23 protein-coding genes are annotated in these 21,439 nt (G+C 63.5%); 10 read left to right on the top strand and 13 right to left on the bottom strand.

The genetic code is table 11. The annotated features are described in order from the left end of the window. Positions 1-46 precede the first annotated feature (46 nt). On the top strand, positions 47-790 hold the full coding sequence (thyX, locus tag VJ109_RS14825) for an FAD-dependent thymidylate synthase (RefSeq protein ID WP_324757779.1): 744 nt from the start codon (positions 47-49) through the stop codon (positions 788-790). A 95-nt stretch (positions 791-885) separates the two neighbouring features. Further along, on the top strand, positions 886-2,286 hold the full coding sequence (locus tag VJ109_RS14820; protein ID WP_324757777.1) for an ABC transporter substrate-binding protein: 1,401 nt from the start codon (positions 886-888) through the stop codon (positions 2,284-2,286). A 30-nt stretch (positions 2,287-2,316) separates the two neighbouring features. Here the strand turns inward: VJ109_RS14820 and VJ109_RS14815 are convergent, their stop codons facing one another. Genes VJ109_RS14815 through VJ109_RS14800 form a run of 4 tightly spaced genes read right to left on the bottom strand, consistent with a single transcriptional unit; the run spans position 2,317 to position 6,284 of the window. Continuing rightward, a complete protein-coding gene (locus tag VJ109_RS14815; RefSeq protein WP_324757775.1) occupies positions 2,317-3,072 on the bottom strand; it encodes an ABC transporter ATP-binding protein in 756 nt (251 codons plus the stop codon). Next, positions 3,069-3,896, bottom strand: coding sequence for an ABC transporter ATP-binding protein (locus tag VJ109_RS14810; protein WP_324757773.1), 828 nt, complete (start codon positions 3,894-3,896; stop codon positions 3,069-3,071). Before VJ109_RS14810 ends, VJ109_RS14815 begins: the two co-directional genes overlap by 4 nt. Next, the gene (locus VJ109_RS14805) at positions 3,889-5,160 is read right to left on the bottom strand and encodes a branched-chain amino acid ABC transporter permease (protein ID WP_324757771.1); all 1,272 of its coding nucleotides are present in this window, start codon (positions 5,158-5,160) and stop codon (positions 3,889-3,891) included. Before VJ109_RS14805 ends, VJ109_RS14810 begins: the two co-directional genes overlap by 8 nt. Continuing rightward, positions 5,157-6,284 carry a branched-chain amino acid ABC transporter permease gene (locus VJ109_RS14800; protein WP_324757770.1) on the bottom strand — a complete coding sequence of 376 codons (1,128 nt, stop codon included), beginning with the start codon at positions 6,282-6,284 and terminating at the stop codon, positions 5,157-5,159. The genes VJ109_RS14805 and VJ109_RS14800 overlap by 4 nt, the downstream gene beginning before the upstream one ends. Before the next feature lie 187 nt (positions 6,285-6,471). On the opposite strand from VJ109_RS14800, the gene VJ109_RS14795 reads away from it, so the two are divergent. The 4 genes from VJ109_RS14795 to VJ109_RS14780 all read left to right on the top strand — a co-directional run bounded on the left by VJ109_RS14795 (position 6,472) and on the right by VJ109_RS14780 (position 8,991). Next, positions 6,472-7,386 (top strand): metal-dependent hydrolase, encoded by a 915-nt coding sequence (locus VJ109_RS14795; protein WP_324757768.1) that lies wholly within the window; start codon positions 6,472-6,474, stop codon positions 7,384-7,386. Between the two features lie 49 nt (positions 7,387-7,435). Beyond that, a complete protein-coding gene (locus tag VJ109_RS14790) occupies positions 7,436-8,056 on the top strand; it encodes a hypothetical protein (RefSeq protein ID WP_324757767.1) in 621 nt (206 codons plus the stop codon). Then, positions 8,053-8,724: a DUF2238 domain-containing protein gene (locus tag VJ109_RS14785; RefSeq protein WP_324757766.1), complete on the top strand. Its 672-nt coding sequence runs from the start codon at positions 8,053-8,055 to the stop codon at positions 8,722-8,724. The genes VJ109_RS14790 and VJ109_RS14785 overlap by 4 nt, the downstream gene beginning before the upstream one ends. A gap of 66 nt (positions 8,725-8,790) precedes the next feature. Then, positions 8,791-8,991: a dodecin gene (locus VJ109_RS14780; RefSeq protein ID WP_324757765.1), complete on the top strand. Its 201-nt coding sequence runs from the start codon at positions 8,791-8,793 to the stop codon at positions 8,989-8,991. Positions 8,992-9,118: 127 nt separating this feature from the next. Here VJ109_RS14780 and VJ109_RS14775 read toward each other — a convergent pair whose 3' ends face one another. The 3 genes from VJ109_RS14775 to VJ109_RS14765 are packed head-to-tail and all read right to left on the bottom strand — an operon-like array spanning position 9,119 to position 11,531. Continuing rightward, positions 9,119-9,499, bottom strand: coding sequence for a HesB/IscA family protein (locus VJ109_RS14775; protein ID WP_276221660.1), 381 nt, complete (start codon positions 9,497-9,499; stop codon positions 9,119-9,121). Positions 9,500-9,547: 48 nt separating this feature from the next. After that, a complete protein-coding gene (gene hisD, locus VJ109_RS14770; RefSeq protein WP_324757764.1) occupies positions 9,548-10,819 on the bottom strand; it encodes a histidinol dehydrogenase in 1,272 nt (423 codons plus the stop codon). Between the two features lie 49 nt (positions 10,820-10,868). Then, complete coding sequence (locus tag VJ109_RS14765; RefSeq protein ID WP_324757762.1) at positions 10,869-11,531, bottom strand: J domain-containing protein; 663 nt, start codon at positions 11,529-11,531, stop codon at positions 10,869-10,871. Positions 11,532-11,715: 184 nt separating this feature from the next. Between VJ109_RS14765 and VJ109_RS14760 the strand changes: the two genes are divergently transcribed. Both VJ109_RS14760 and VJ109_RS14755 read left to right on the top strand, forming a co-directional pair. Further along, positions 11,716-12,264 carry a DUF1684 domain-containing protein gene (locus VJ109_RS14760; protein WP_324757760.1) on the top strand — a complete coding sequence of 183 codons (549 nt, stop codon included), beginning with the start codon at positions 11,716-11,718 and terminating at the stop codon, positions 12,262-12,264. 51 nt (positions 12,265-12,315) lie between these two features. Further along, positions 12,316-13,149 carry a CPBP family intramembrane glutamic endopeptidase gene (locus VJ109_RS14755; RefSeq protein WP_324757759.1) on the top strand — a complete coding sequence of 278 codons (834 nt, stop codon included), beginning with the start codon at positions 12,316-12,318 and terminating at the stop codon, positions 13,147-13,149. Between the two features lies 1 nt (position 13,150). On the opposite strand, the gene VJ109_RS14750 is transcribed toward VJ109_RS14755, so the two are convergent. Continuing rightward, on the bottom strand, positions 13,151-14,467 hold the full coding sequence (locus VJ109_RS14750; protein WP_324757757.1) for a glycerate kinase type-2 family protein: 1,317 nt from the start codon (positions 14,465-14,467) through the stop codon (positions 13,151-13,153). Positions 14,468-14,525: 58 nt separating this feature from the next. After that, a complete protein-coding gene (locus VJ109_RS14745) occupies positions 14,526-16,541 on the bottom strand; it encodes a S8 family serine peptidase (RefSeq protein ID WP_324757755.1) in 2,016 nt (671 codons plus the stop codon). A 280-nt stretch (positions 16,542-16,821) separates the two neighbouring features. On the opposite strand from VJ109_RS14745, the gene VJ109_RS14740 reads away from it, so the two are divergent. Further along, positions 16,822-17,100 carry a DUF8106 domain-containing protein gene (locus VJ109_RS14740; RefSeq protein WP_324757753.1) on the top strand — a complete coding sequence of 93 codons (279 nt, stop codon included), beginning with the start codon at positions 16,822-16,824 and terminating at the stop codon, positions 17,098-17,100. Between the two features lie 577 nt (positions 17,101-17,677). Here VJ109_RS14740 and VJ109_RS14735 read toward each other — a convergent pair. Beyond that, on the bottom strand, positions 17,678-17,959 hold the full coding sequence (locus tag VJ109_RS14735; protein WP_324757752.1) for a DUF433 domain-containing protein: 282 nt from the start codon (positions 17,957-17,959) through the stop codon (positions 17,678-17,680). A gap of 389 nt (positions 17,960-18,348) precedes the next feature. On the opposite strand from VJ109_RS14735, the gene VJ109_RS14730 reads away from it, so the two are divergent. Beyond that, on the top strand, positions 18,349-19,557 hold the full coding sequence (locus VJ109_RS14730; RefSeq protein ID WP_324757751.1) for an inorganic phosphate transporter: 1,209 nt from the start codon (positions 18,349-18,351) through the stop codon (positions 19,555-19,557). On the opposite strand, the gene VJ109_RS14725 is transcribed toward VJ109_RS14730, so the two are convergent. From VJ109_RS14725 to VJ109_RS14715, 3 genes are all read right to left on the bottom strand, one after another. Beyond that, positions 19,558-19,887: a hypothetical protein gene (locus tag VJ109_RS14725; RefSeq protein ID WP_324757749.1), complete on the bottom strand. Its 330-nt coding sequence runs from the start codon at positions 19,885-19,887 to the stop codon at positions 19,558-19,560. Positions 19,888-20,324: 437 nt separating this feature from the next. Beyond that, positions 20,325-20,612 (bottom strand): amphi-Trp domain-containing protein, encoded by a 288-nt coding sequence (locus VJ109_RS14720; protein WP_324757748.1) that lies wholly within the window; start codon positions 20,610-20,612, stop codon positions 20,325-20,327. 523 nt (positions 20,613-21,135) lie between these two features. Next, a complete protein-coding gene (locus VJ109_RS14715; protein WP_324757746.1) occupies positions 21,136-21,360 on the bottom strand; it encodes a hypothetical protein in 225 nt (74 codons plus the stop codon). Positions 21,361-21,439 lie beyond the last annotated feature (79 nt).

Here is a 21,439-nt window from a genome sequence, read left to right as displayed (position 1 = left end):
AAGTCCACCCGGAAAGAATTATCCCGCTCGGGTGTACCCCTCCGGTATGGAAGTCACGTTACTGGAAGCGACTTCGGACCCGGAGGAACTCATCTGCAAGGCGGCCCGGAACGACTACAGCGGGGAGTTCGTGGGCGGTCAGTCCTTCGACGCGACGATGGAGACCGTCGAGGGTGAGGACATGGAGGAAAAGAAGGAGACGCTCATCGGTCACCTGCTCGAACACGGCCACTTCGGCCCGTTCGAACACCCACAGATCACCTTCGCGGTGAAAGGCGTCTCCCGCTCGTGTATGGCTCAGATCACGCGTCACCGACACGTCTCCTTCGACGTCCAGTCGATGCGGTACGTCGCCTTCGACGACATCGATCCCGCGGACGTTCGGGAGGGTGAACTCGTCGTCACGCCGCCGTCGGCGACCGACCCCGACTGGGTTGGCCGCAATCAGAAGACCGGCGATGTCGACGAGGAGACGGTCGAGCGACGGACCGAAGTGTTCAACGACACCATCGAACACGCCGTCGAGTCCTACCAGGAACTCCTCGATCTGGGGATGCCCCCCGAGGACGCCCGCTTCGTCCTCCCGATCGGGACGAAGGTCAACATCGTCATGTCGATGAACGCGCGGATGTTGATGCACGTCGCCGACATGCGCGCGGCGGCCGATGCCCAGTGGGAAATTCGCAATCTGACTGAGGGGTTGCTCGACCTCGCGGCCGACTGGTGTCCGATCACGTTCGCTCACTACGAGGAACACATGAAAAACCGGAAGAACCGGCTGGCTCCCTGAGGACCCACCTCCGGGAGTGCTGAGTTGTACGGCCGTGGGACACCGTTGGTCGACAGACAACATATTTTTACGTTGGGGTTCAATCACGGGTGACTATGTCTCGTGACAGCAGTCGACGAACGTTTCTGAAGCGAACCGGCGCACTCAGTTCCCTCGGTATCGTGGGGCTGTCGGGTTGTACGACCGAACAGGCCGACGGGGGAAGTGGTGACGGCGGCAGTGATGGTGGGAGCGGTGACGGCGGTGACGGCGGCGACGGCGGCAGCGGGGACGGCGGCGACGGTGGCAGTAGTGACGGCGGTAGCTCCGTCGGTCCCGACGTCCTCATCGTGGTCGGCTACCCACAGAGCGGCGTCCAACTGTTCAAGGACTACTACTCGGACTACAGCGATGACGATGTCGACATCCTCGTCACCGACGGCCTCCAGTCCTCGGATCTGCCGGGCAACGTCGGCAACGACATGTCCAACGTGATGGGGACGGCGCCGACCTCCTCCGGCCCCGGCCGGGAGACGTTCGCCGACCTGTTCACCTCCGAGTTCGACTACGACGAGCCCGGCGTGTTCACCTCCCAGGCCTACGACGCCAGCGCGGTCCAGATCCTCGCGAACGTCATGGCCGGCGAGAACGACGGCGAGGCCATCCGTGACCACATGCGCGTCGTCGCCAACCCCGGCGGGACCAGCTACGGCCCCTCGGAACTCCCCGAGGCCGTCGAGGCCGCCGCAGCGGGCGAGAACATCAACTACCAGGGTGCCTCCAGCAACGTCAACTTCGACGGGAACGGTGACATCACCTCCGCGCGCTACCAGGTCTTCGGGTTCAACAGCGACGGCTACGAGACCCAACAGACCATCGACTTCGGCGCCTCCGGGAGCATCCCGGAGCCCGAGCCCTCGGCGAGTGGCTCCGACAGCGGTCGAACGGTCCGGCTGGGCGTCCTCCAGCCCGAAACCGGCGACCTCGGTCCGCTCGGCGTCGCCATCCGGGACGCCGCGCTCCTGCCGGCCCGCCAGCTCGAAGGTGAGGTCGACTTCACCTTCGACACGCAGGTCGGTGACACCCAGTCACAGGCTCAGGCCGCCATCGACGCGGCGAACTCGCTAGTCAGCGCCGGCTACCCGATGATCACCGGAGCAGCGAGTTCCGAGTCGACGATCCAGGTCGCCAACAACGTCCTGACGAACAACGGCGTCGTCGCCTGCTCGCCGGCTTCGACCTCGCCGGCGATCACCTCCCTGGAGGACGACGACTACCTCTTCCGGACGCCGCCGAGCGACGCGCTCCAGGGCCAGGTGCTCGCCCAGGTCTCCACCGAGGAACTCGGCGCCTCGACGGCCTCGACGCTGTATCTCAACAACAGCTACGGCCAGGCGCTCCAGGAGAGCTTCGTCTCCGCGTTCGAGGAGGCCGGCGGTTCGATCGTCAGCCAGGTCGGCTTCGAGTCCCAGCAGTCCTCCTACACCTCCCAGCTCAACGAAGCGCTGAGCCAGTAGCTCCACACGCAGCCGTTTTTGCCCCGCCGATCAGCCACCGAGGAACTCCCGGCGGACCTGCTGGTCGTTCAACAGCGTCTCGCCGGTGTCCTGATACCGGTTCTGCCCCTGTACGAGAACGTACCCCCGGTCACAGCGGCGCAGCGCCTCCTTCGCGTTCTGTTCGACCATCAACACCGACGTTCCATCGGCGTTGATCTCGTCGATGCGGTCGAACATCTCCTCGACGAGGTCGGGCGCCAGCCCGGCCGACGGCTCGTCCAACAGGAGCAGATCCGGGTCGAGCATCAGCGCCCGCCCCATCGCGAGCATCTGTCGCTGGCCGCCCGAGAGCGTCCCCGCCTTCTTCCCCGAGCGTTCCCGCAGGATCGGGAACCGGTCGTAGACCGCCTGGATTCGGTCCTCGGGAACCGAATCGAGAATGTACGCGCCCATCTCCAGGTTCTCGCGGATCGAGAGGGTCTCGAAGACGTTGTCGCTCTGTGGGACGTAGCCGATCCCTTCGTGGATGATCTGGTCGGGGCGAAGTTGCTCGATATTGAGCCCGTCGAAGACGACCTGTCCCCCCATGTAGGTCGTGAGCCCGAACACCGATTTCATCACCGTCGACTTGCCGGCGCCGTTGGGGCCGACGATGACGACGTACTCGTCGTCGGCGACGTCCATGTCCACGTCCGAGAGGACCTGGAGGTCGCCGTAGCCGGCGTCGAGATCACGGACCGAGAGCAGGCTCTCGGCCGGATCGGGTAGCTCGACCTCCGCCGAGCGCTGTGCGGTCGGGCTCATACGTCACCCCCCAGGTAGGCATCGAGAACACGGTCGTCGTTGCGGATCGTCTCGGCGTCGCCCTCGGCCAGCACGCTCCCCTGGTGCATGACGATGATGTGTTCACAGTGGTTCATGATGACGTCCATGTCGTGTTCGACCAGCAGGAAGGTCAGCCCGTCCTCACGGAGGTCGTGGATGCGTTCGAGCAGTTTCTCCTCCAGCGTCGGGTTGACGCCGGCCAGCGGTTCGTCCAGCAGGACCATGTCGGGTTCGGTCATCAGTACGCGGGCCATCTCCAGCAGTTTCCGCTGGCCGCCCGAGAGGTTCCCGGCGTTCTCGTGTGCGAGGTGGTCGATCTCGAAGAACTCCAGGGTCTCCCAGGCCCGTTCGACGACCTCGGTCTCGTCGCGTCTGACGCCGTCACGAAGTCCCGGCAACACCGCCCGTAGCGCGGACTCGCCGGCCTGATCGGGTGGGGCGAGCATGACGTTCTCCAGGACGGTCATCTCGGAGAGTTCGCGGGCGATCTGGAAGGTCCGGACGAGGCCGCGCTGGGCGATGGCATACGGCGGGAGACCCGTGATGTCCTGGCCGTCGAAGCGGACCGTGCCGTCGGTCGGCGTGTGTGCGCCGGTGATACAGTTGAACGTCGTCGACTTGCCGGCGCCGTTGGGTCCGATGAGACCGGTCAGTGCGCCCGGCCCGACGGCGAAACTGGCACCGTCGACGGCGGTCACCCCGCCGAACTCCTTGCGCAGTCCGTCGACCTCCAGCAGCGGCGCGTCGATCGCCGCACTCTCGACGGCCGGTCCCTCCTCGGTGTCGGGGACGGTCTCACTCATCGGTCTCACCTCCCTCGGGTCGGTCCAGCGGGACGCTGCTTGCCGGTTCGTTCCGGTGGCCCAGCAACCCCTCGGGCTGGCGCTGGATGATGAGGACCAGGACGACACCGATGAGGACGAACCGCAGCGTCGAGATGTTGGCTGCCGTATAGGCGACCAGCGGGACCGGATCGAGCGACGACAACGCCGCGACCGCTTCGACAATGTTACCCGGCGTCCCGCTGCCAGCCACGGGCGCGTACTCGCCGAGACGGGCCGGCACGTAGAACAGCAGGGCGGAGAAGGTCGCCGCACCGAGAATGCTCCCCGTGTTCGACCCCGAGCCGCCGATGATGAGCGCGGCGAAGACGTAGAACGTGATCGCCGGCCGGAACTGCTGTGGGCTGATGTAGCCGGCCTGCCCGCGGAACAGGGCACCGGCCAGCCCCATCAGCGCACAGCCGATCATGAACGCCTTGATCTTGAACAGCCGGGTGTCCTTGCCCAGCGACTGGGTGACCGTCTCGTCTTCCCGGATCGCCTTCAGGACGCGACCGAACGGCGAGTTCGCCACGCGGGCGAGCACCCAGTAGGACCCGCCGACCACCGCGAGCAGGACAAGCCCGTACGCGATGTTGGCCACGTTCGGGCCGGAGACGCCGACGCTCTCGGCCGCAGCGACCAGGGGCTGGCCCGGTCCGTTGATCAGTCCGGAGACGACACCACTCGGAGAGGCAAAGGAAATTCCGGTCCCACCGCCGGTCCCGAAGCGGGCACCGAACAGCTGGATCTCGGCGACCCCGCCCCAGTTGACGAACAGCCGGATGATCTCCGAGAGCGCGACCGTGACGATAGCGAGGTAGTCGGCCTTGAGTCGCAGTGCCGGCAACGCGGCGACCGCGCCGACGACGGCGGCCATCACCATCCCACCCAGCAGCCCGACCCACAGCGGGAGGCCGAACCCGGGAACCCCGCCGGCACCGGGGTCGACCGGTGCGGTCAGGATCGCCGTGGTGTAGGCTCCGACTGCCATGAACCCGGCGACGCCGATGTTGAACAGCCCGGTGTACCCCCACTGGAGGTTCAGCGCCAACACGAGGATCGCGTAGGCCGCGACGAGGATGGTGACGCTGCCGATGAAGCCGGCTGCGAGGTTCGGCCACTGCTGGCCGCCCACGAGGAACGCGAGGGCGGTCAACAGCAGCCAGATCCCGGCCAGGAAGCCGACGACCAGCACCGCATCGGGCAGGCCGTCCATGCGTGCCCGGACGCCAGCCGTGCTCATGCAGTCGTCACCCCCGAGAAAATCCCGGACGGCCGCAACAGGAGCACGACGATGAGCACGAAGAACGCGGCGGCCTTCGTCAGTCCCGAAGGGAGCCAGATCAGCGCCATGCTGTCGACCAGGCCGATGACAACGCCCCCGGCCATCGCCCCGTAGATCGAACCGATCCCCCCGAGGATGACCGCCGAGAAGATGAGCAACAGGAGGAGCCAGCCGAAGTTGAAGGAGATGGTCCCGCTCTCCAGGACCAGGAGATAGCCGCTCATCCCCGCGAGCCCGCCGCCGAGAATCCAGGTCAGGCGAACGACTCGCTCGGTCGGGATGCCCGTCACGCGAGCCAGATCCTCGTTGTCGGCCATCGCACGCATGGCCTTCCCGAGTTTGGTCCGCTGGAGCAAGACGTGGACGCCCAGCATCGCGACGAGCGAGACCACCAGCAGCGTCAGTTCGTTGTCCGTGATCGTGACGGTCCCGCTTGGGAGCGCCAACAGCGTGATCTGGAGGCCACTGGTCGCGACACCGCTGGTCTGTGTGCCGAAGACGAACGCGATCCCGTACCGGAGCGCGAGCGCGACCCCGATCGACGCGATCAGCAGGGAGATGCTCCCCGAGTCACGCATCGGTCGGTAGGTCAACCGATCGAGGAGCAAGACGAGTGCGATCGAGCCAACGCCGGCCACGACGAGACCGACCAAGACCGGAAGGAGCGTCGTGACGGCACTCAGTTGCTCGCCGGAGTTGAACAGGAACAGTTGATCGAGCGATGCGCCCGTCCCGACGCCGGCGAGGATATAGGCGACGACCCAGCCGAAAAATGCGCCGGCGGTAACGGTATCCCCGTGTGCGAAGTTCGCGAAATCGAGGATACTGTACGTCATCGAGAGACCGATTCCGGCCAACCCGACGGCCAGCCCGACCAGAATTCCGTCTAACACCATCGTCCCCAGCGAGGGGATGGTGAGCGATCCACCGATCAGTTTGATTCCCCCGAAATAGAGGTTCGTCCCACTCAGTTTCACGAGGAGATCGAGCAAGAGGTACCCGATGACCGCGCCGACGGCGATTCCACCGGGTCGCTCGACGACAAGGCGTCCTCGGTCTCTGACCGACTCTGCGATAGCCATCTGTTGTAGGCCGTTCGGGAGTCGTGCCTAAATAACGCACCGGAACAGACGGAGATTTGCGGGGCGAGTGACGCGTTCCCGGCGGGTTCGGTGCCGCTGTCTCGGTAGCTCCCGACTATCGACGGGTGGTTCCCCTGATATCGTCTGACACGCGACAGTTAAGCTACTGGACCGAGAACTGTGTAGTATGTTCGTCGGTCACGCGCTGCTAGCGTTTGCCGTCGTCGTCCTGGTCGCCCAGCGACTCGGGGTGGCACCACGACGAGCGCTGCAGTTCGGTGCGGTGGCCGGTCTGTTCGCCGCTGTTCCGGACGTCGACGTCGTCTACGCACCGGTCGGACTGCTCTTGCAGTCGGCCGAGACTGTCGGGCCAGACGTGTTCTGGGAGACGGCCAACGTCATCCACCGCGGGCCGACACACTCGCTCGTCATGGGGGCCGCCCTGGCCGTCGCAGCCGTCTGCTGGCGACTGTCGGCGTGGCCGGGGCGGCCGGTTGCCGTTGGAATCGCCACAGCGTTGATCGTCGTCGCGACGCTGTTCAGCGGGCCTGTCGGCGGTATCGTCACGCTCGTGTTCGTCACGAGCGGGATCGCCGTCGCGATAGTCGCCGGGCGCCTGGACATCGAGCCGTGGACGCTCCTGCCGCTGGCGCTCGCCGGCTTGCTCTCACACCCCTTCGGTGACCTGTTTACCGGATCGCCGCCACCGTTACTGTTCCCGTTCGACGTACAGTTGATCACCGACCTGGTGGTGCTGCATCCCGACCCGACGGTGCATCTCCTCGGAGCGTTCGCCATCGAACTGGGAACGGTTTGGCTGGCGGTATACGCCTACGTCCACAGCCAGGGCCAGTCGCTCACGCGACTCGTCCACCCCCGTGCCTCGCTGGGAGTCGGGTACGCGGCCGCCGCGCTCGTCATCCCGGCGCCGACGCTGGAACAGTCGGCCCACTTCGTGTTCAGCGTCCTCGCGCTGGGCGCCGTCGCGACGCCGGTCAGACCGTTCAGTCGGGAAGTGGACTGGCTCTCGACGCTCGTTACCGGACTCACTGCAGTGACGATCGCGGCGCTCGCGTACGCCCTCGCCCTGGGTGCGCTCTGAGGACTCCCGTTTGCGATAGACCTTTCCTCGTCCGACCGCACCCCCTGATATGAACCGCGACGTCCGTCGGTTGCTCCGGGACCAGCGAACCAACGCCCTCGCGGCCTGGGCCGTCGTCGCCGTCGTCGCCGCTGTCGTTGTAACGAGTTTTCTCAGCGGTGATCTCCTGTGGGCGGGGTTCGCGGCAGGGCTCGTCGCTCTCGCCGTGTTACCGCCCGTTTTGTTACGCCACCGGAACGCGATGCTCCCCTGGGAGGTGCTCCTGCTCGCCGCGCTGCCGGTCGTCGGCCGGATGTTCGCCACCGTGCAGATGACCGGAAACCTCGCGAAGTACCTCTCCGTGGCGGCGGTCGCACTCATCGTCGCCGTCGAACTCCACGTGTTCACGCCGGTCCGTATGACCCCCCGGTTCGCCGCCGCGTTCGTCGTCGTCACCACCATGGCCACGGCGGGCATCTGGGCGGTCGTCCGGTGGGGGGCGGACCTGCTGCTGGGGACGACGTTCCTGCTCGATCCCGCGCTCTCCGGACACGCTATCGAAGAGGCACTGATGTGGGAGTTCGTCGCCTCGACGGCCGCGGGCGTCGGCGCCGGACTCGTCTTCGCGGTCTACGTCAGCCGACAGGTCGGCCTGAACCGCGTCCCCGAAGACGTGAGGGTCCAACAATGAGACTACGCGACCGTATCGGGATCAGCGAGCGGTGGCAGACACGGATCTCGCGGGGGATGATCTTCGCGATGGTCGGCCTGTTCGCCATCGGGATCGAGCGGGGGAGTACCGGAATCATCGTCAACACGGGCATCGGCCTACTCGTCGCACAACTCCCGTCGGTGCTGGAACGGGACTACAACATCACACTCGACCCCGCGTTGACGCTGTGGATCTCCGCAGCCGTGTTCCTTCACGCCGTCGGGGTCGTCGGACTCCCGGGGGCTGAGCAGAACTTCTACGCCACGGTCCCGGGATGGGACCACATCACACACACACTCTCGTCGTCGGTGGTCGCCGCCGTCGGCTACACGACCGTCAGAGCACTCGAAGAGCACTCCCCGGACCTCGTTCTCCCGCCGCGATTTACGTTCGTGTTCATCCTGCTGTTCGTGATGGCCTTCGGCGTGTTGTGGGAGGTCATCGAGTTCTCGCTGGGCCTGCTGGCGACTGCGACGGGCAACGATAACATCCTCACCCAGTTCGGACTCGAAGACACGATGCTCGATCTCGTGTTCGACACCATCGGCGCCATCGTCGTCGCCACGTGGGGCACAGCTCACCTCACCGATGTCGTCGGACACGTGGAGGGGTGGCTCGACCGGAAGGCACGACAAGAGGACTCCTGAACCGCGCCCACCCAAACCACCCCTTTCCGTAGTTTTATCCCCTACCGTGTGGCATGGTACCATGCCATGGTGTTCAAGAAAATCACGCTGATCGGAACCAGTTCGGAGAGCTTCGACGCCGCCGCCGACGACGCTATCGAGCGTGCAGAACGGACACTCGACAATCTCAAATGGGTCGAAGTCGAGGAGTTAGGCGTCGAGATCGGCAGCGTCGAGGGCCGGGAGTATCAGGCCGAGGTCGTCGTCGCGTTCGAACTCGAAGAATAACCCCACGACTGGGTCCGGCTGTCGCTCCCGTACCAGTCTACCGACAGCCGTGTTGGACAGCGTTGCCCAACGCTGCCAATCACAGCTGTTCCGGGTGAATACACCACTCGTTTCGCAGAATAGAACCCTACGTCCGGAACGACTCGCCGCAGCCACACTCGCTGACGATGTTCGGATTCTCGACGTGGAAGCCAGCCCCCTGAAGCCCGCCCTCGTAGTCGAGGACCGACCCCGAGATGTAGTCCAGACTGGCCCCGTCGACGAACACCCGGAGTCCGTTGCGTTCGTAGACCGTATCGTCGTCTTCGGGTTCGTGTTCGAAGCGCATCCCGTAGGAGAGCCCCGCGCACCCCCCTTGCTGGACGAACAGTCTGAGTCCAGCGATGTCGGTATCCATCCCTTCGCTGGCCAGCAGGTCCAGTGCCTCCTCGGCTGCGTGCTCGCTGACGGCGACCGCCGTCCGGTCCGGGTTCGGTTCCGGCTCGCCGTCCTCGGCTGTGCTGCTCATACAACCAGTTGCGCGCCCGATCCTGTTAACCCTGACGGCGCGGGAGTTTCAGTCCTCGAAGCGCTTGCGGACGCTCTCGGCGTGAGCTTCGAGCCCTTCCGCCTCGGCTAACGTCGTGATCGTCTCCGAGAGATCGGCGAGTGCGTCGTGGGAGAGTCGCTGGACGGTCGTCGACCGGACGAACGTGTCGACGGAGAGCCCTCCGGTCACGCGGGCACCGCCGCCGGTTGGCAACACGTGGTTCGTCCCGGTCGCGTAGTCGCCGGCGGCGACGGGGCTGTCCGGCCCCAGAAACACGGAGCCAGCCGACGGAATCCGTTCGAGCAGTTCCTCGTCGTCGTCGGCCTGGATCGAGAGGTGTTCGGCGGCGTATTCCTCTGCGAAGAGGACGGCCTCACTCATCGAACGGGCGTGCAGGACCGCCGACGCGTCGTTGTCCAGCGCCGACCGGACGACCGCCTCCCGCTCCCTTCCAGCGGCCTGTTCGTCGACGGCCTCGACGACGGCTTCGGCCAGATTCTCGTCGTCGGTCACGGCGACGACGGAGGCGTTCTCGTCGTGTTCGGCCTGGGCGACGAGGTCGGCCGCGACGAGGTCCGGGTCGGCTGTCCCGTCGGCGACGACGAGGATTTCGGAGGGACCGGCCAGGAAGTCGATCGCGACATCGCCCCTGACCTCGGCTTTGGCGGCGGTCACCCACTGATTTCCCGGCCCGACGACGATGTCGGTGGCGCTGACCGTCTCGGTTCCGTAGGCCAGCGCCGCGATGGCCTGTGCGCCCCCGACCTGATAGACCGCGTCGGCCCCAGCGACGTGGATAGCGGCCAGCGTAACAGGATTGATCGTCTCGGCGGGCGGCGTGGCGACGGCCACGTGGTCGACACCGGCGACCTTGGCCGGGATCACACCCATCAGGGCGCTCGACGGGTACGCGGCGGTCCCACCGGGCGCGTAGACGCCGGCGCTGTCCAGGGGTCTGAACCGACGGCCCAGTTCCCGCCCGCCGACGGTCTCGCGCCAGTCTTCGGGGACCTGGCGCCCGTGGAACGACCGGATGTTGTCGGCCGCGTGTTTGATGGCGTCACGGACGTCTTCGTCTAACTCCTCGTAAGCGCGTTCGGCGGCGTCGGTGATGTCGACGTTGCCGACCTCCACGTCGTCGAACTCGCTGGCGAACCGGCGGAGTGCCACGTCGCCTTCCTGGCGGACCTGTGCGACGATATCGCTGACGTCGTCACGGACGGCATCGACACCCGCGTCCCGGTCGAACAGTGCCGCGCGCTCGTCCGGACCGAGATCTTGGACGGAACGTACGTTCATACCCCGCGTTCGGGACGGGACGGAAAACGGGTTTCCCTTCGAGCCGGGGCTACAGTCGCGAGACGACGTGGAGTCCGGCGACGAAGACCGTGATTCCGACCATCGACACGCCGAGGACCGCGCTCACGAACGGCGAGACGGCACCGACGACGCCGGCGGTCAGGAGGATCGACCCGATGACGATTGAACTGACGAGCAACAGCGCGTGGACCAGCAGCGCAGTGTCGGATCGTCGGAGACTTCCCAGAAGCGAGCGGACGCCGCCCGACTGATCCGCGCCGAGACGCTGCCCCGGCGTGTAGTAGCTCGCTGCGGTTCCGTAGGCCGTCGTCCCCCCTCTGGTCTGTTGGTTCGGTGTCTCGGTCCGTGCAGTCGGACCACTCCGATCGGGTGAGCCGTCAGCGTACTCGCCGGCGGCCTCGCTGGCAGTACGGGCGTTCTCGGTCTCGATCTCCCAGCCCGCTGTGGTGGGCTGACGGCGCAGATAGGACTCGTGACCCAGCCGGTCGTATCGCGCCCGTTCGTCCTCGTCGGTGAGGACCTCCTTCGCCGTCGTGAGCCGCTTGAACTGCCTGGGTGCGTCGGCGGCCTCGCTGACATCCGGATGGTGTTGTTTGACCTGGTCTCGGTACGCCTCACGGATCTGGGCGGCGTCGTCGTCCGGACCCACACCCAAGATACTGTAGAACGTCTTCGCCTCGGGGGACCCCATTGGTATATTAATCTTGTGGCCGAATATATAATTGTACGGGCTGTTTCACGGTGAAGAAACCGCTGTCAAGTTTGGTCCCGTTTTCCGGCGTCATCTCGGGTTGTGACTCCGCGCCTGTCCAGCGAGGGCTCCCGCTCCAGGTCCGAGTCGCCGGACTGAAACGGTCGCTCGGCCAAGCAGTGGTATGAACGATGTCCCTGACGGGTGGGCCGAGCAAGTACGTGAGAACCGCGCCGAGAAGGATCGATTCTTCGCCGACCACCGCCAATCGCCGATCCCGCCGGCCGAACGCGACGAGTTCGACGGCCTGGCGTACTTCGACCCGGACCCGACGTATCGCGTCACGGCGACGGTCACTGTCCACGACGATCCGGAGACACTCGATCTGGAGACGACGAACGGGCCACCGAGCCGCTACGAGCGCGTCGCGACACTCTCGTTCACCCTCAACGGAACCGACTGCGAACTGGCGGGCTACCGACAGCCCGACGAGGATACGGCGACGCTGTTTGTCCCCTTCAGAGACAAGACGACCGGGCAACAGAGCTACGACAACGGCCGCTACATCGAACTCGAACTCGGCGATTCGCTGACAGACGGTCAGGAGATCCCGCTGGATTTCAACCTGGCGTACGCGCCCTTCTGTGCATACAGCGAGACCTTCTCCTGTCCGCTCCCGCCCGAGGATAACTGGCTGGAGATCGCCGTCGAAGCCGGCGAACGGTCGCGGTAGGTCTCCCGTAGACGAACTGTTATCAGGCCCACGCCACTAGCCGTGAGTATCATGGCACGTGCAGCCGACGAACGCCAACAGTCCCTCCTGCAGACCGTCGTCGCCGTCGTCTCGGCACTGGGAATCGGCGCCGGTGGTCTCCTCTTCGGAACGGCACTGACAGTCCTCACGCTCGTAATCCTCCAGTTCGGAGTGGGGTTGAACCTGACGACGACCCACATCCTCGTCCTCGGTCTCATCTTCGTCCAAGGTGTCGGCTGTGCCGGCGTCGCACTCGCGTACGTCCGGTTCAGACCCCGGATCGCGTCGGGGATCCGGGACCTCTTAGGTATCGATGGCCCGTTCGTCGAGTTCGACATCCCCGCGTCGGTGCCGTCGTTCAGAGACGTAGCCGTCGTCGTCGTGGGCTATTTCCTCGCGCTCGCCGCCGCGATCGGTGGCTCGCTACTGGCCTCGCAACTAGCGGTCGATACCGGAACCAACTCCGCGGCGGAGGTCGGCATGGAGAACCCGGAGATCATCCTCCTGTTGATCCCCGCCTCGCTGTTGCTCGTCGGCCCCGGCGAGGAACTGCTCTTCCGCGGCGTCGTCCAGGGCCGAATCCGGACGGTGTTCAACCCCGTCGTCGGGATTCTCGTCCCCAGCGTCGCGTTCGCCGGCCTCCACTGGTTCGCGCTCTCGGGTGGCTCGACCGCGGGGAACCTCTTCGTCGTGAGCCTGCTGGTCCTGCCGGCGCTGGTCTTCGGTGTCAGCTACGAGTACACCGACAACATCGTGGTCCCCTCGCTGATCCACGGCTTCTACAACGCGACGCTGTTCACCGGTCTCTATTTCTCCGTGGTCTACGCCGACCAGACTGTCCAGAGCGCGCTGCTCGCGCTGTGAGCTACGGAACGACCAGTACGCGAAGGTCGTTGACGTTCGTCCCGGTCGGTCCCGTCTCGACGAGCCCACCGTAGTCGGCCACCAGCGGATAGGCGTCGTTTCGGTCCAGCGCCCCACGGACCGCTTCTCGATCCGGACGGTTCCCCGCCCCGAGGATCGCCCCGGCTGCGTCGGTCGCTCCGTCGATACCGTCGGTGTCGACAGCCGCGAGGACGCTGTCTTCGGGCAGGTCCGCGAGGCCACCGAGGACGAACTCCTGGTTCGGCCCACCGTGGCCGTCACCCGAAACCGTAACCGTCGTTTCGCCACCCGAGAGGAGGACGGCGGGTGGTTCGATCGGCGTGCCGGTCGCACGGATCTCGGCGGCGATAGCCGCGTGTGTCCCCGCTGCAGTCCGTGCCTCGCCGCGAACGCGCGACGAGAGGATCACCGACTCGTAGCCGGCCGCCGCCGCTCGGTCGCTCGCCGCACGCAGCGCCGTCATGTTGGTAGCGACGACGTGCGTCGAGACCCGGTCGAAGGCCGGATCGCCCGCCTGCGGGGTCTCGGCCACCTCGCCACGAGCGCCGCGGTCCAGCCGACGACGGACGCTGTCGGGGACGGCCGCGTCGATCCCGTCGAGAACGTCCAACGCGTCCTGAAACGTCGAATCGTCCGGTGTGAGCGGGCCACTGGCGATCACCGACAGATCGTCGCCGACGACGTCGCTGAAAACGATTCCACAGACACGGGCCGGCGCCAGTCGCCGTGCCAGGTGCCCGCCTTTGACCGCCGAGAGGTGCTTGCGGACGGCGTTGATCGACTCGATGGGAACGCCGCTGTCGAGCAGCGCTGTCGTCGTCGACCGCAGGTCTGCCAGCGGGATTCCGTCGGGGGCGACCATGCAGGCGCTCCCGCCACCGGTTACCACTGCGAGAACGAGGGTCCGTTCGTCGACGTCGTCGGCCGCTGCGAGCAACTCCCGTGTCGACTCGACGCCGCGCTCGCTTGGCAGCGGGTGATCCGCTGGCAGGACACGAACTCGGTCGGTGTCGACCGAAGCGTCGGTCACGACGACACCGCCGTCTAGCGCCGATCCGAGTTCGCGTTCGAGTGCTGCCGCGATGTGCCCGCCGCCGTTTCCCCCACCCAGGACGACCACCTCGTCGTACGCGCGACGGTCGAACTGTTCGCCGGCGACCGTGATCGTCGTCCCATCGACGGAGACCACGGACGGTATCACGGTCCCAGGTCGAGCACTCTCGATCCCACGTTCGAGACAGTCGAGTGCGACAGTCGTCGCCGGCTCCTCCGCTGCCAGCTCCCGGTCACGGATCATATGGATCGGTATGTGATAGGCGTACAAGAGCGTTCGAGTTGCGCTCGCGGTCTCGAACTCAGGAGTTTAACTCGGAGATGGCCGTCATGACATCGGTTACGTCGACGGGTTTCCCGCCGATCGACGAGCCGGAGTTGTACGCGGAAATGACCGCCATCGCGTCCTCCCTGTCGACGGTTCCGTCACCGTCGACATCGAACCGACTGCTGTTCGCTGGCGGTTCGACAGTGATCGCGACCGTATCGGTGCTGGCCGCCGATCCGTCCTGAACCGTGACCTCGAAGGTCAACGTTGTCTGATTGCGAACACTCGGGGCCGTGAACGTGGGCTGTGCAGTCGCCGCTCCCGACAACGAAACCGCCGGCCCGCCGGTCTGGCTCCAGGCATACGCTAAACTGTCCCCGTCCGGATCGGTCGAACCGGTCGCGTCCAGTGTGACCGTCGCCTCACTGGCCACCGAGGAATCCGGGCCGGCGTCGGCAGTCGGTGCCGAGTTCGACGGCGAGACCGTCACGTCCACCGTATCCGTCGCCGAGCCGCCGTTTCCGTCGTCGACTTTCAGCTCGAACGTCAGCGTCGTTTGGCTGTCGACGGTGGGCGCGGTAAACTCCGGCGTCGCCGTGTTCGCGTCACGCAGTGATACCGAGGTGCTATCGATCTGGTCCCAGGAGTACTCCAGCGTATCCCCGTCCGGATCTGTCGAACCGGTCGCGTCCAGGGTCACCGTGGCCCCAGCAGTCACCGACGTGTCCGATCCGGCATCTGCCGTCGGGGCCGCGTTCGGGCTCGATAGCGCCATATCGACCTGAACGAGTCCGTACCCGGCCTTGTTGTCCCGTCCCGGCGCCTCGATGTCGGTCGCCGTCTCCCGGAGACGCTGACGGACATCGTCGTCCGAGAGATCCCTGGTACCGTCTTCTACGTCTTCACCGATTATCAGCGCCGCCGCGCCGGCGACGTGGGGCGCTGCCGCGGAAGTCCCGCCGAAGTAGGAGGTCCCGCCGCCGATGTCCGTGGTGTACTGTCCGGAACCAGGTGCGGCGAGTTCGATCTCCGAGCCTTCAGCGCTGAACTCCATCGTCCGGTCGTCGCGGTCGGTCGCCGCGACCGCGATTGCATCGTCGTACTTCGCCGGGTACATAACCTCGTTGGTCGACGGGTCGCCGTCGCCGTTGTTGCCGGCGGCCGCAACGACGATCGTATGGCTGCTGGCGTCCGCGATCGCGTTCCGGAGGGTACTCGCGTCGCTCCTGCCGCCGATACTCATCGAGAGTACGTCGGCGTCGTCGGCAGTCCCTATCGTCCCGTCTGGCCCTTTCAGTGCCGCGTCGATTCCGCTGACCCACCAGCTGTAGTAGCCGACACCGCTCGAATTCATCACCTTGATCGCGTAGAGATCAGCGTTCGGGGCGACGCCGACGACGTCCCGGTTGTTGTCTTCGGCAGCGACGATACCGGCTGCACGCGTTCCGTGTCCGTTATCGTCGTCGGCGCTCGCAAGCGTCCGTTCGTTCGCCCACCCGGAGAAGTTCGCTCCCCAGACGACGTTGTCGTCGAGGTCGGGGTGTTGGTAGTCGATCCCGCTGTCGAGGACAGCCACGTCCACGTCTGCAACGGCCTCGTCGTCGATCTGCTGTTGGGCGGTGGGGGCACCGATTCGGTCCACTCCCCAGGGTGTCGTCTGACTTTGCGTCGTCCCCGACTGAGTATCGACCGTACTCGCCGGAGTTACGGGTTCAGGTCCTTCGATTTTGGTGTCGATGACCACGGACTCGACATCCGGACGCGCACGGAGTCCCGGTAGTGCTGACCGGGGTACCTCGACGAACAGTACCGGCATGAAATCGACCGATCTCCCACCCGTGATATCGACTCCAGGGTGGGTCTCCCCCAACGACGCGTCGTCGCGGGCATCGTCGCTCACGAACCGGACGACGACACGGACGCGCTCGCCAGCCGCATCCTCAGACGATGCGGCTGCTGTCTCCAGGGCGTCCGCTACCGAACCGGTCGGTTGGTCGTCCGCACTCTGCTGTCCCGCTCCGCTGAACGCGGTTCCCTGTGCCGGTGCCACAGCCAGGAGTACGACCAGGCAAAGGACCGTCACGGGGGAGCTTCCCCTCGCCATGGGACAGTAAATCACATCGAGTCGTATGAACCTCTCGGCCCCAGTTCAAACATTGAGAGCAGGCCCGGACCATCGATAGCAGCGTCGCGACGGTGGTCTGTTGCCGGGATAGTCGTGACAGCCGGCCCCAGCAGAACCCTAGGACGATTAATGGATACTAACGGTTGTACAGTGACTAGCCACCCGAGCCAGAAGGGATTTATATGGGTACCTGTTCGCTTCGACTATGAGCCAGCCAGACGCACCGCGACAGAAATCGACGCTGTTCTGTTCGGACTGCGGATACGAGAGTCCCGCCCCGAGTGGGTGGCTGGAGTACACGCTCTCGGATCAGCGCCACAAGCGGTGTCCTCGCTGTTTCGCTCTCGTCACCCGACGCCCAGCCGAGGCCCCAGCCGACGCCTGGGACCACAGCCGCGACCGGGTCCGCTCCGGGTTCGCACTCTGGCGTGCCGGCGTCTCACAACTCAAGCAGTCCGTCGAGCGGTTGGCTGTACACGGCTGACCGTCCCGCGGCTCCCGTCGTAGGTTTCCCCTCGTAATTTCTACAAACCGCCAACACGGCGATAGCGGGATAGAACTCGTAAGCAGTGACTGTGCCTGAAACAGTCTCTGTGGAGGTATTCACCGACAGGTTCGGTAACGGTAGTGAGTGTGTCGCCCGGAAGTATTCCGGGCGAAGATCTACTATACAGTAGAAGTGTATCGTCTATTTTAATAATTCAAATAGATGGAAATAACATATCTGTCAAACCCATGGGTCGAGTACCTCACGGCCACCAAACGGATCTCGATTCTGGTATGCGTCGGTCATCGTAATGAGACCTGCCGCAACCTGATACGCCGGCATCGTATCATCGTGAAGCAGAACAATACCAGCGTGATCCCCGGATGGTAATCCACCGAAATCTTTCACGTCGCTCGTTACGATAACCAGATCGTGGTCTCGGGCATACGGAAAGACATCTGCTCCCTGCTAGAGCGCGTCACGGACGTGCTCAGTGTAGAGTTCTTCCTTCGCCAAATACGTCGCCGCCTTTGGGTCGATATTTTCGTCCAGTAGAAAGCGACACCCGCTCATCTCAGGCAGCGTCTGGATCGACGCCTTCGGGACGATCGATCGATTCACTGAACTCTTCCATGGCGACTTCGCGTTCCTGTTCTACGGTGCGCATCTCTCGCGGGTGATCGTGATAGTATGCCAGCGCGTGGTACACGTCGGCCACGTCGAGATCGTAGCGATCGGCAACTGCTTCGGGATCTTTCCCACGCTCTTCAACGAGGGCGTACACCTGACGGACACTGATTCGACGGTCGCGTACGTGCGGTTCACTACATGAGATCGCGTGCGATCCGTCGGACACCTCTCTCAGACGTAGTTCCGTATTGCTGTTACTCCAACAAAAACATACTGCTGACTACGTAGGACTGAGATGTACGCCCGGAACACTACCGGGCGAGAAACTACTAGTAGGCTCGGTGAATGTGTTATCCCCTTCTAAGGAACCTCAGATCCATAATATTCCTACTTCCGCATTCCGTATCAGGTTTCACCGGGATCCGTGGGTATTCATCGACCAGGCGGCGAGGTAGCAGACTCGGGTCGAACGATGAGGAGAGTCAACTAGACGGGGTCTGTGATCAGTTCCACGAGACGCGCGAACGCTACCAACAGAGTCATACGTGTCTGTTTAGGAGTGTGGCGTATCGGGGTCCTACTCCGAGTCACAGCACCGTCTGAATCTGGACACCTATGTCCTCAGTAATCGGAATCGTCTCTGTCGCGCTCGTTGCGTCGCTTTTTATGTCATTTACCGTCGGGGCAAACAGCAACTCCGCCCCGATTGCGCCAGCCGTCGGAGCGAACGCGTTGTCCACCCTTCGGGGGGCACTACTGGTCGGCCTCGTCGCCGGTCTCGGTGCCATTGCACAGGGTGGCAGTATCTCCGAGACGATTGGTCACGGGCTGGTGACCGGCGTGACGATCACGCCACTAGCAGCCACTGCGACGCTGCTCACGGCAGCCACACTCATCACGATCGGGAACTCCCGCGGCTACCCTATTCCCTCAGCGTTCACGGTCACCGGTGCAGCGATCGGTGCGGGTGTCGCTCTCGGCGGTGGCTTTGCAGTCGTGACGTACGCCAGGATTCTGGGATTTTGGTTTGCGATTCCGGTCGTCGAGGGCGTCCTCGCGTATGGTCTCGCGTGGCTGTTACTGGATGAGACGGTCTCGGATACGCTAAGTATTCCGCTGCTCGCTGGCGGCGTCGGCTACACACTCGCCAACGTCCAGCTATCGTTTCTCCCGGCCCCCCAGAGCGAGCAAGGATCGATCGCGGGCGTCATCACCCGTCAATTTAACGTCGCATCGATAGGGCTCGGCGAGGCCGGAACCGTACTCGTTGGGGTTGTACTCGGACTTCTCACGCTCGCAGTGGTCTACTGGCAACTCCGGCGTGACGTGAGGACCGGAATCAACAGAATGCTGGTCGCGCTCGCCCTCGTCGTCGTGTTCACCAGCGGTGGGTCGCAGGTCGGACTGGCCACCGGGCCACTGGAAGCCGTCTTTGAATCGTCGCTCGGCCTTCCCTCGCTGTACCTGCTCGCGCTCGGGGGCCTTGGAATTCTCCTCGGGGGATGGTTCCGTTCGCCACGCCTCATCCAGGCTGTGGCCCGCGAGTATGCCTCACTCGGGCCGAAGCGGTCGATTGCGGCATTCATTCCTGCATTTCTCGTCGCGCAAGCAGCAATCGCGCTCGGCTATCCCATCTCGTTCAACAAAGTGATGATTTCTAGTATTGTCGGGGCCGGACTTGTTGGCGGGTCGTCGGACTCCGCCGGGGTATCGACCACAAAGACGGTCTACACTGTCGGGGCGTGGGTCGGCTCGATGGTCGGCGGGGCCGTAATTAGCTTCGCGCTCTATCACACACTCGCTGCGCTTCCGGGACTCGGGTAGTTAGATATTCTGAAGCGTGACGAGATCTTCGACAGCTGCGCTTTCCTTCATTTCTGCCCATGTCTCGAAATCAGTTGTCCGCGCTACGAACGCGTCGCGTTCATCGGCCGAGAGCTGTTGGACGCCGCCAATAGTGTCATCGTCACACGGGCTGGCCACATAGAACTCGTCCACCGAACCAAACTGCGTGTGGCGACTGATGAACGATTTCGAGGCAATCCGCTCGCGGGAACTGGAGACCCACGTCTCCAGTGTGAGTGCCTGTTCGATTGCGGTTTTGAGGCTTGTCTGCAGTGAATCGTGGGTCCTGACGTCTGAGTCAAGAACCATACCTCGTGTTCATGTTCAAGCCACCTAAGTGCGGTGGCGGGACAAATTTGATACCGTCTTGCTGTACAGTTACCCGATCATTACAGTTTCCCCGCAAGCAGGGCAGGCGATCCCATTATTTGTCTGTTCGAGTTCAGCCTCGTCACCAGTCCACCCACAAAATGGACACTGTATCGGGTCGGCTCCAGTCACAGGATACTGAAGATCCCCTTCGCCAAATCAAAAAGTGTGGTGTCTGTATTAATTGTGTCAAGCCGGCTGAACAAAAAGAAACGGTGTGCAAGATATGCGCCTTCCATCTTGCACGCCTCATTCTGATCTATACGCAATGTGTCAGTAACAGCTGTGCAAGGCTCAGAGGATGGATCCAGCAAACTGGTTCTGTTTGCTTCGGGAACCCTGCGATGAATCAGCCGGTCAAAAGATCTGCGGAGTGACTACTCGATTTCTAACTGACCACTTTCGCCACTCTCCTCGCCGTCATTCTCGTCCCATTCGAGTTCGAACTCGATACTTCGTTCAGTCATATTGCCAGCCGGGCCTTCGCGTTCAGCTTTGACTTCGAAGGTTGGTCGGGCAGGGGGATTCAGCGTTACAGAGTCGGAGCCTGCCTTCAGGCTGATAGCGTTTCCGCTGTCGAGATTATCCGCGACTTTCCGAAGGTATGCTGCAATCTCTTCTCGACTCTGGTTGCTTTCCGATTTGAACAGGACTTCTTCAGGCATACTGTACGACACGTTGCCTGCACTCATAAGTGACTCCTCTGTGCTGACCATTGCCAATTGCCTCTAATCGGTAGTCCGGAATGCTGACTATGCGCTCTGTATGCAGCACACACATCCACACCAGACAGGTAACATAGTCTCCCGACAGACATTATTCCAGGGCCGCTATCATCGACTGTTTCCCTGAAAATACAGCGACTGAGGGACTCTACGTGGGAAATCAGGCCCCAATGATAGACTGTAGTTGATGCTATTCATATTATTCACAAATAGCACTAATAGTATATTCAAAATGTACGCCCGGACCAGGCGAGAATCCACTAGTAGACTCGGTGAATGAGACATTCGCTACTAAACGGACTCTATCCTGTGCTGTGAAATCGGTTGCGCCCACGGGTCCATGTATTCAACGAGTTTGTCGTGATCGCAGGAGCGCTTACCCATACCAATTTGCGTTCGACCGCTGGGCGGCATTGTTTTGCAAATCGGCGGTAGGCAAAGTGTCATTTCAACTCCGAGTGGATCATATATTATCCGAGCTCAGAATTATTGCTGTGATCCAGCTCCCAACTGTTGCGACGAAGAGGACCACTGTAATCGTGAGGAATGCGTCCAACTTCGGCCGGGTTTTCTGTACGCCAGGATACAAGCCGAAGAAGTATACTGTTGTTATCAGGAGGGAGAAGAGGAACACGGTGGAGACCATCGTAGCATAGGGATGCTTATGGAAGACGGTTCGTGAATCCATCGCTCGTTTGGAGTCCTCACCAGTATCAAATTAGGGAAGTGGCATTAATTGTTCGCCTGAGAGTTACCCGTCGGCCAAT

The sequence above is a fragment of the Haloarcula montana genome (assembly GCF_035666295.1).
Taxonomy (GTDB): Archaea; Halobacteriota; Halobacteria; order Halobacteriales; family Haloarculaceae; genus Haloarcula; species Haloarcula montana.
This window is presented reverse-complemented; position numbering and strand designations above follow the sequence as displayed.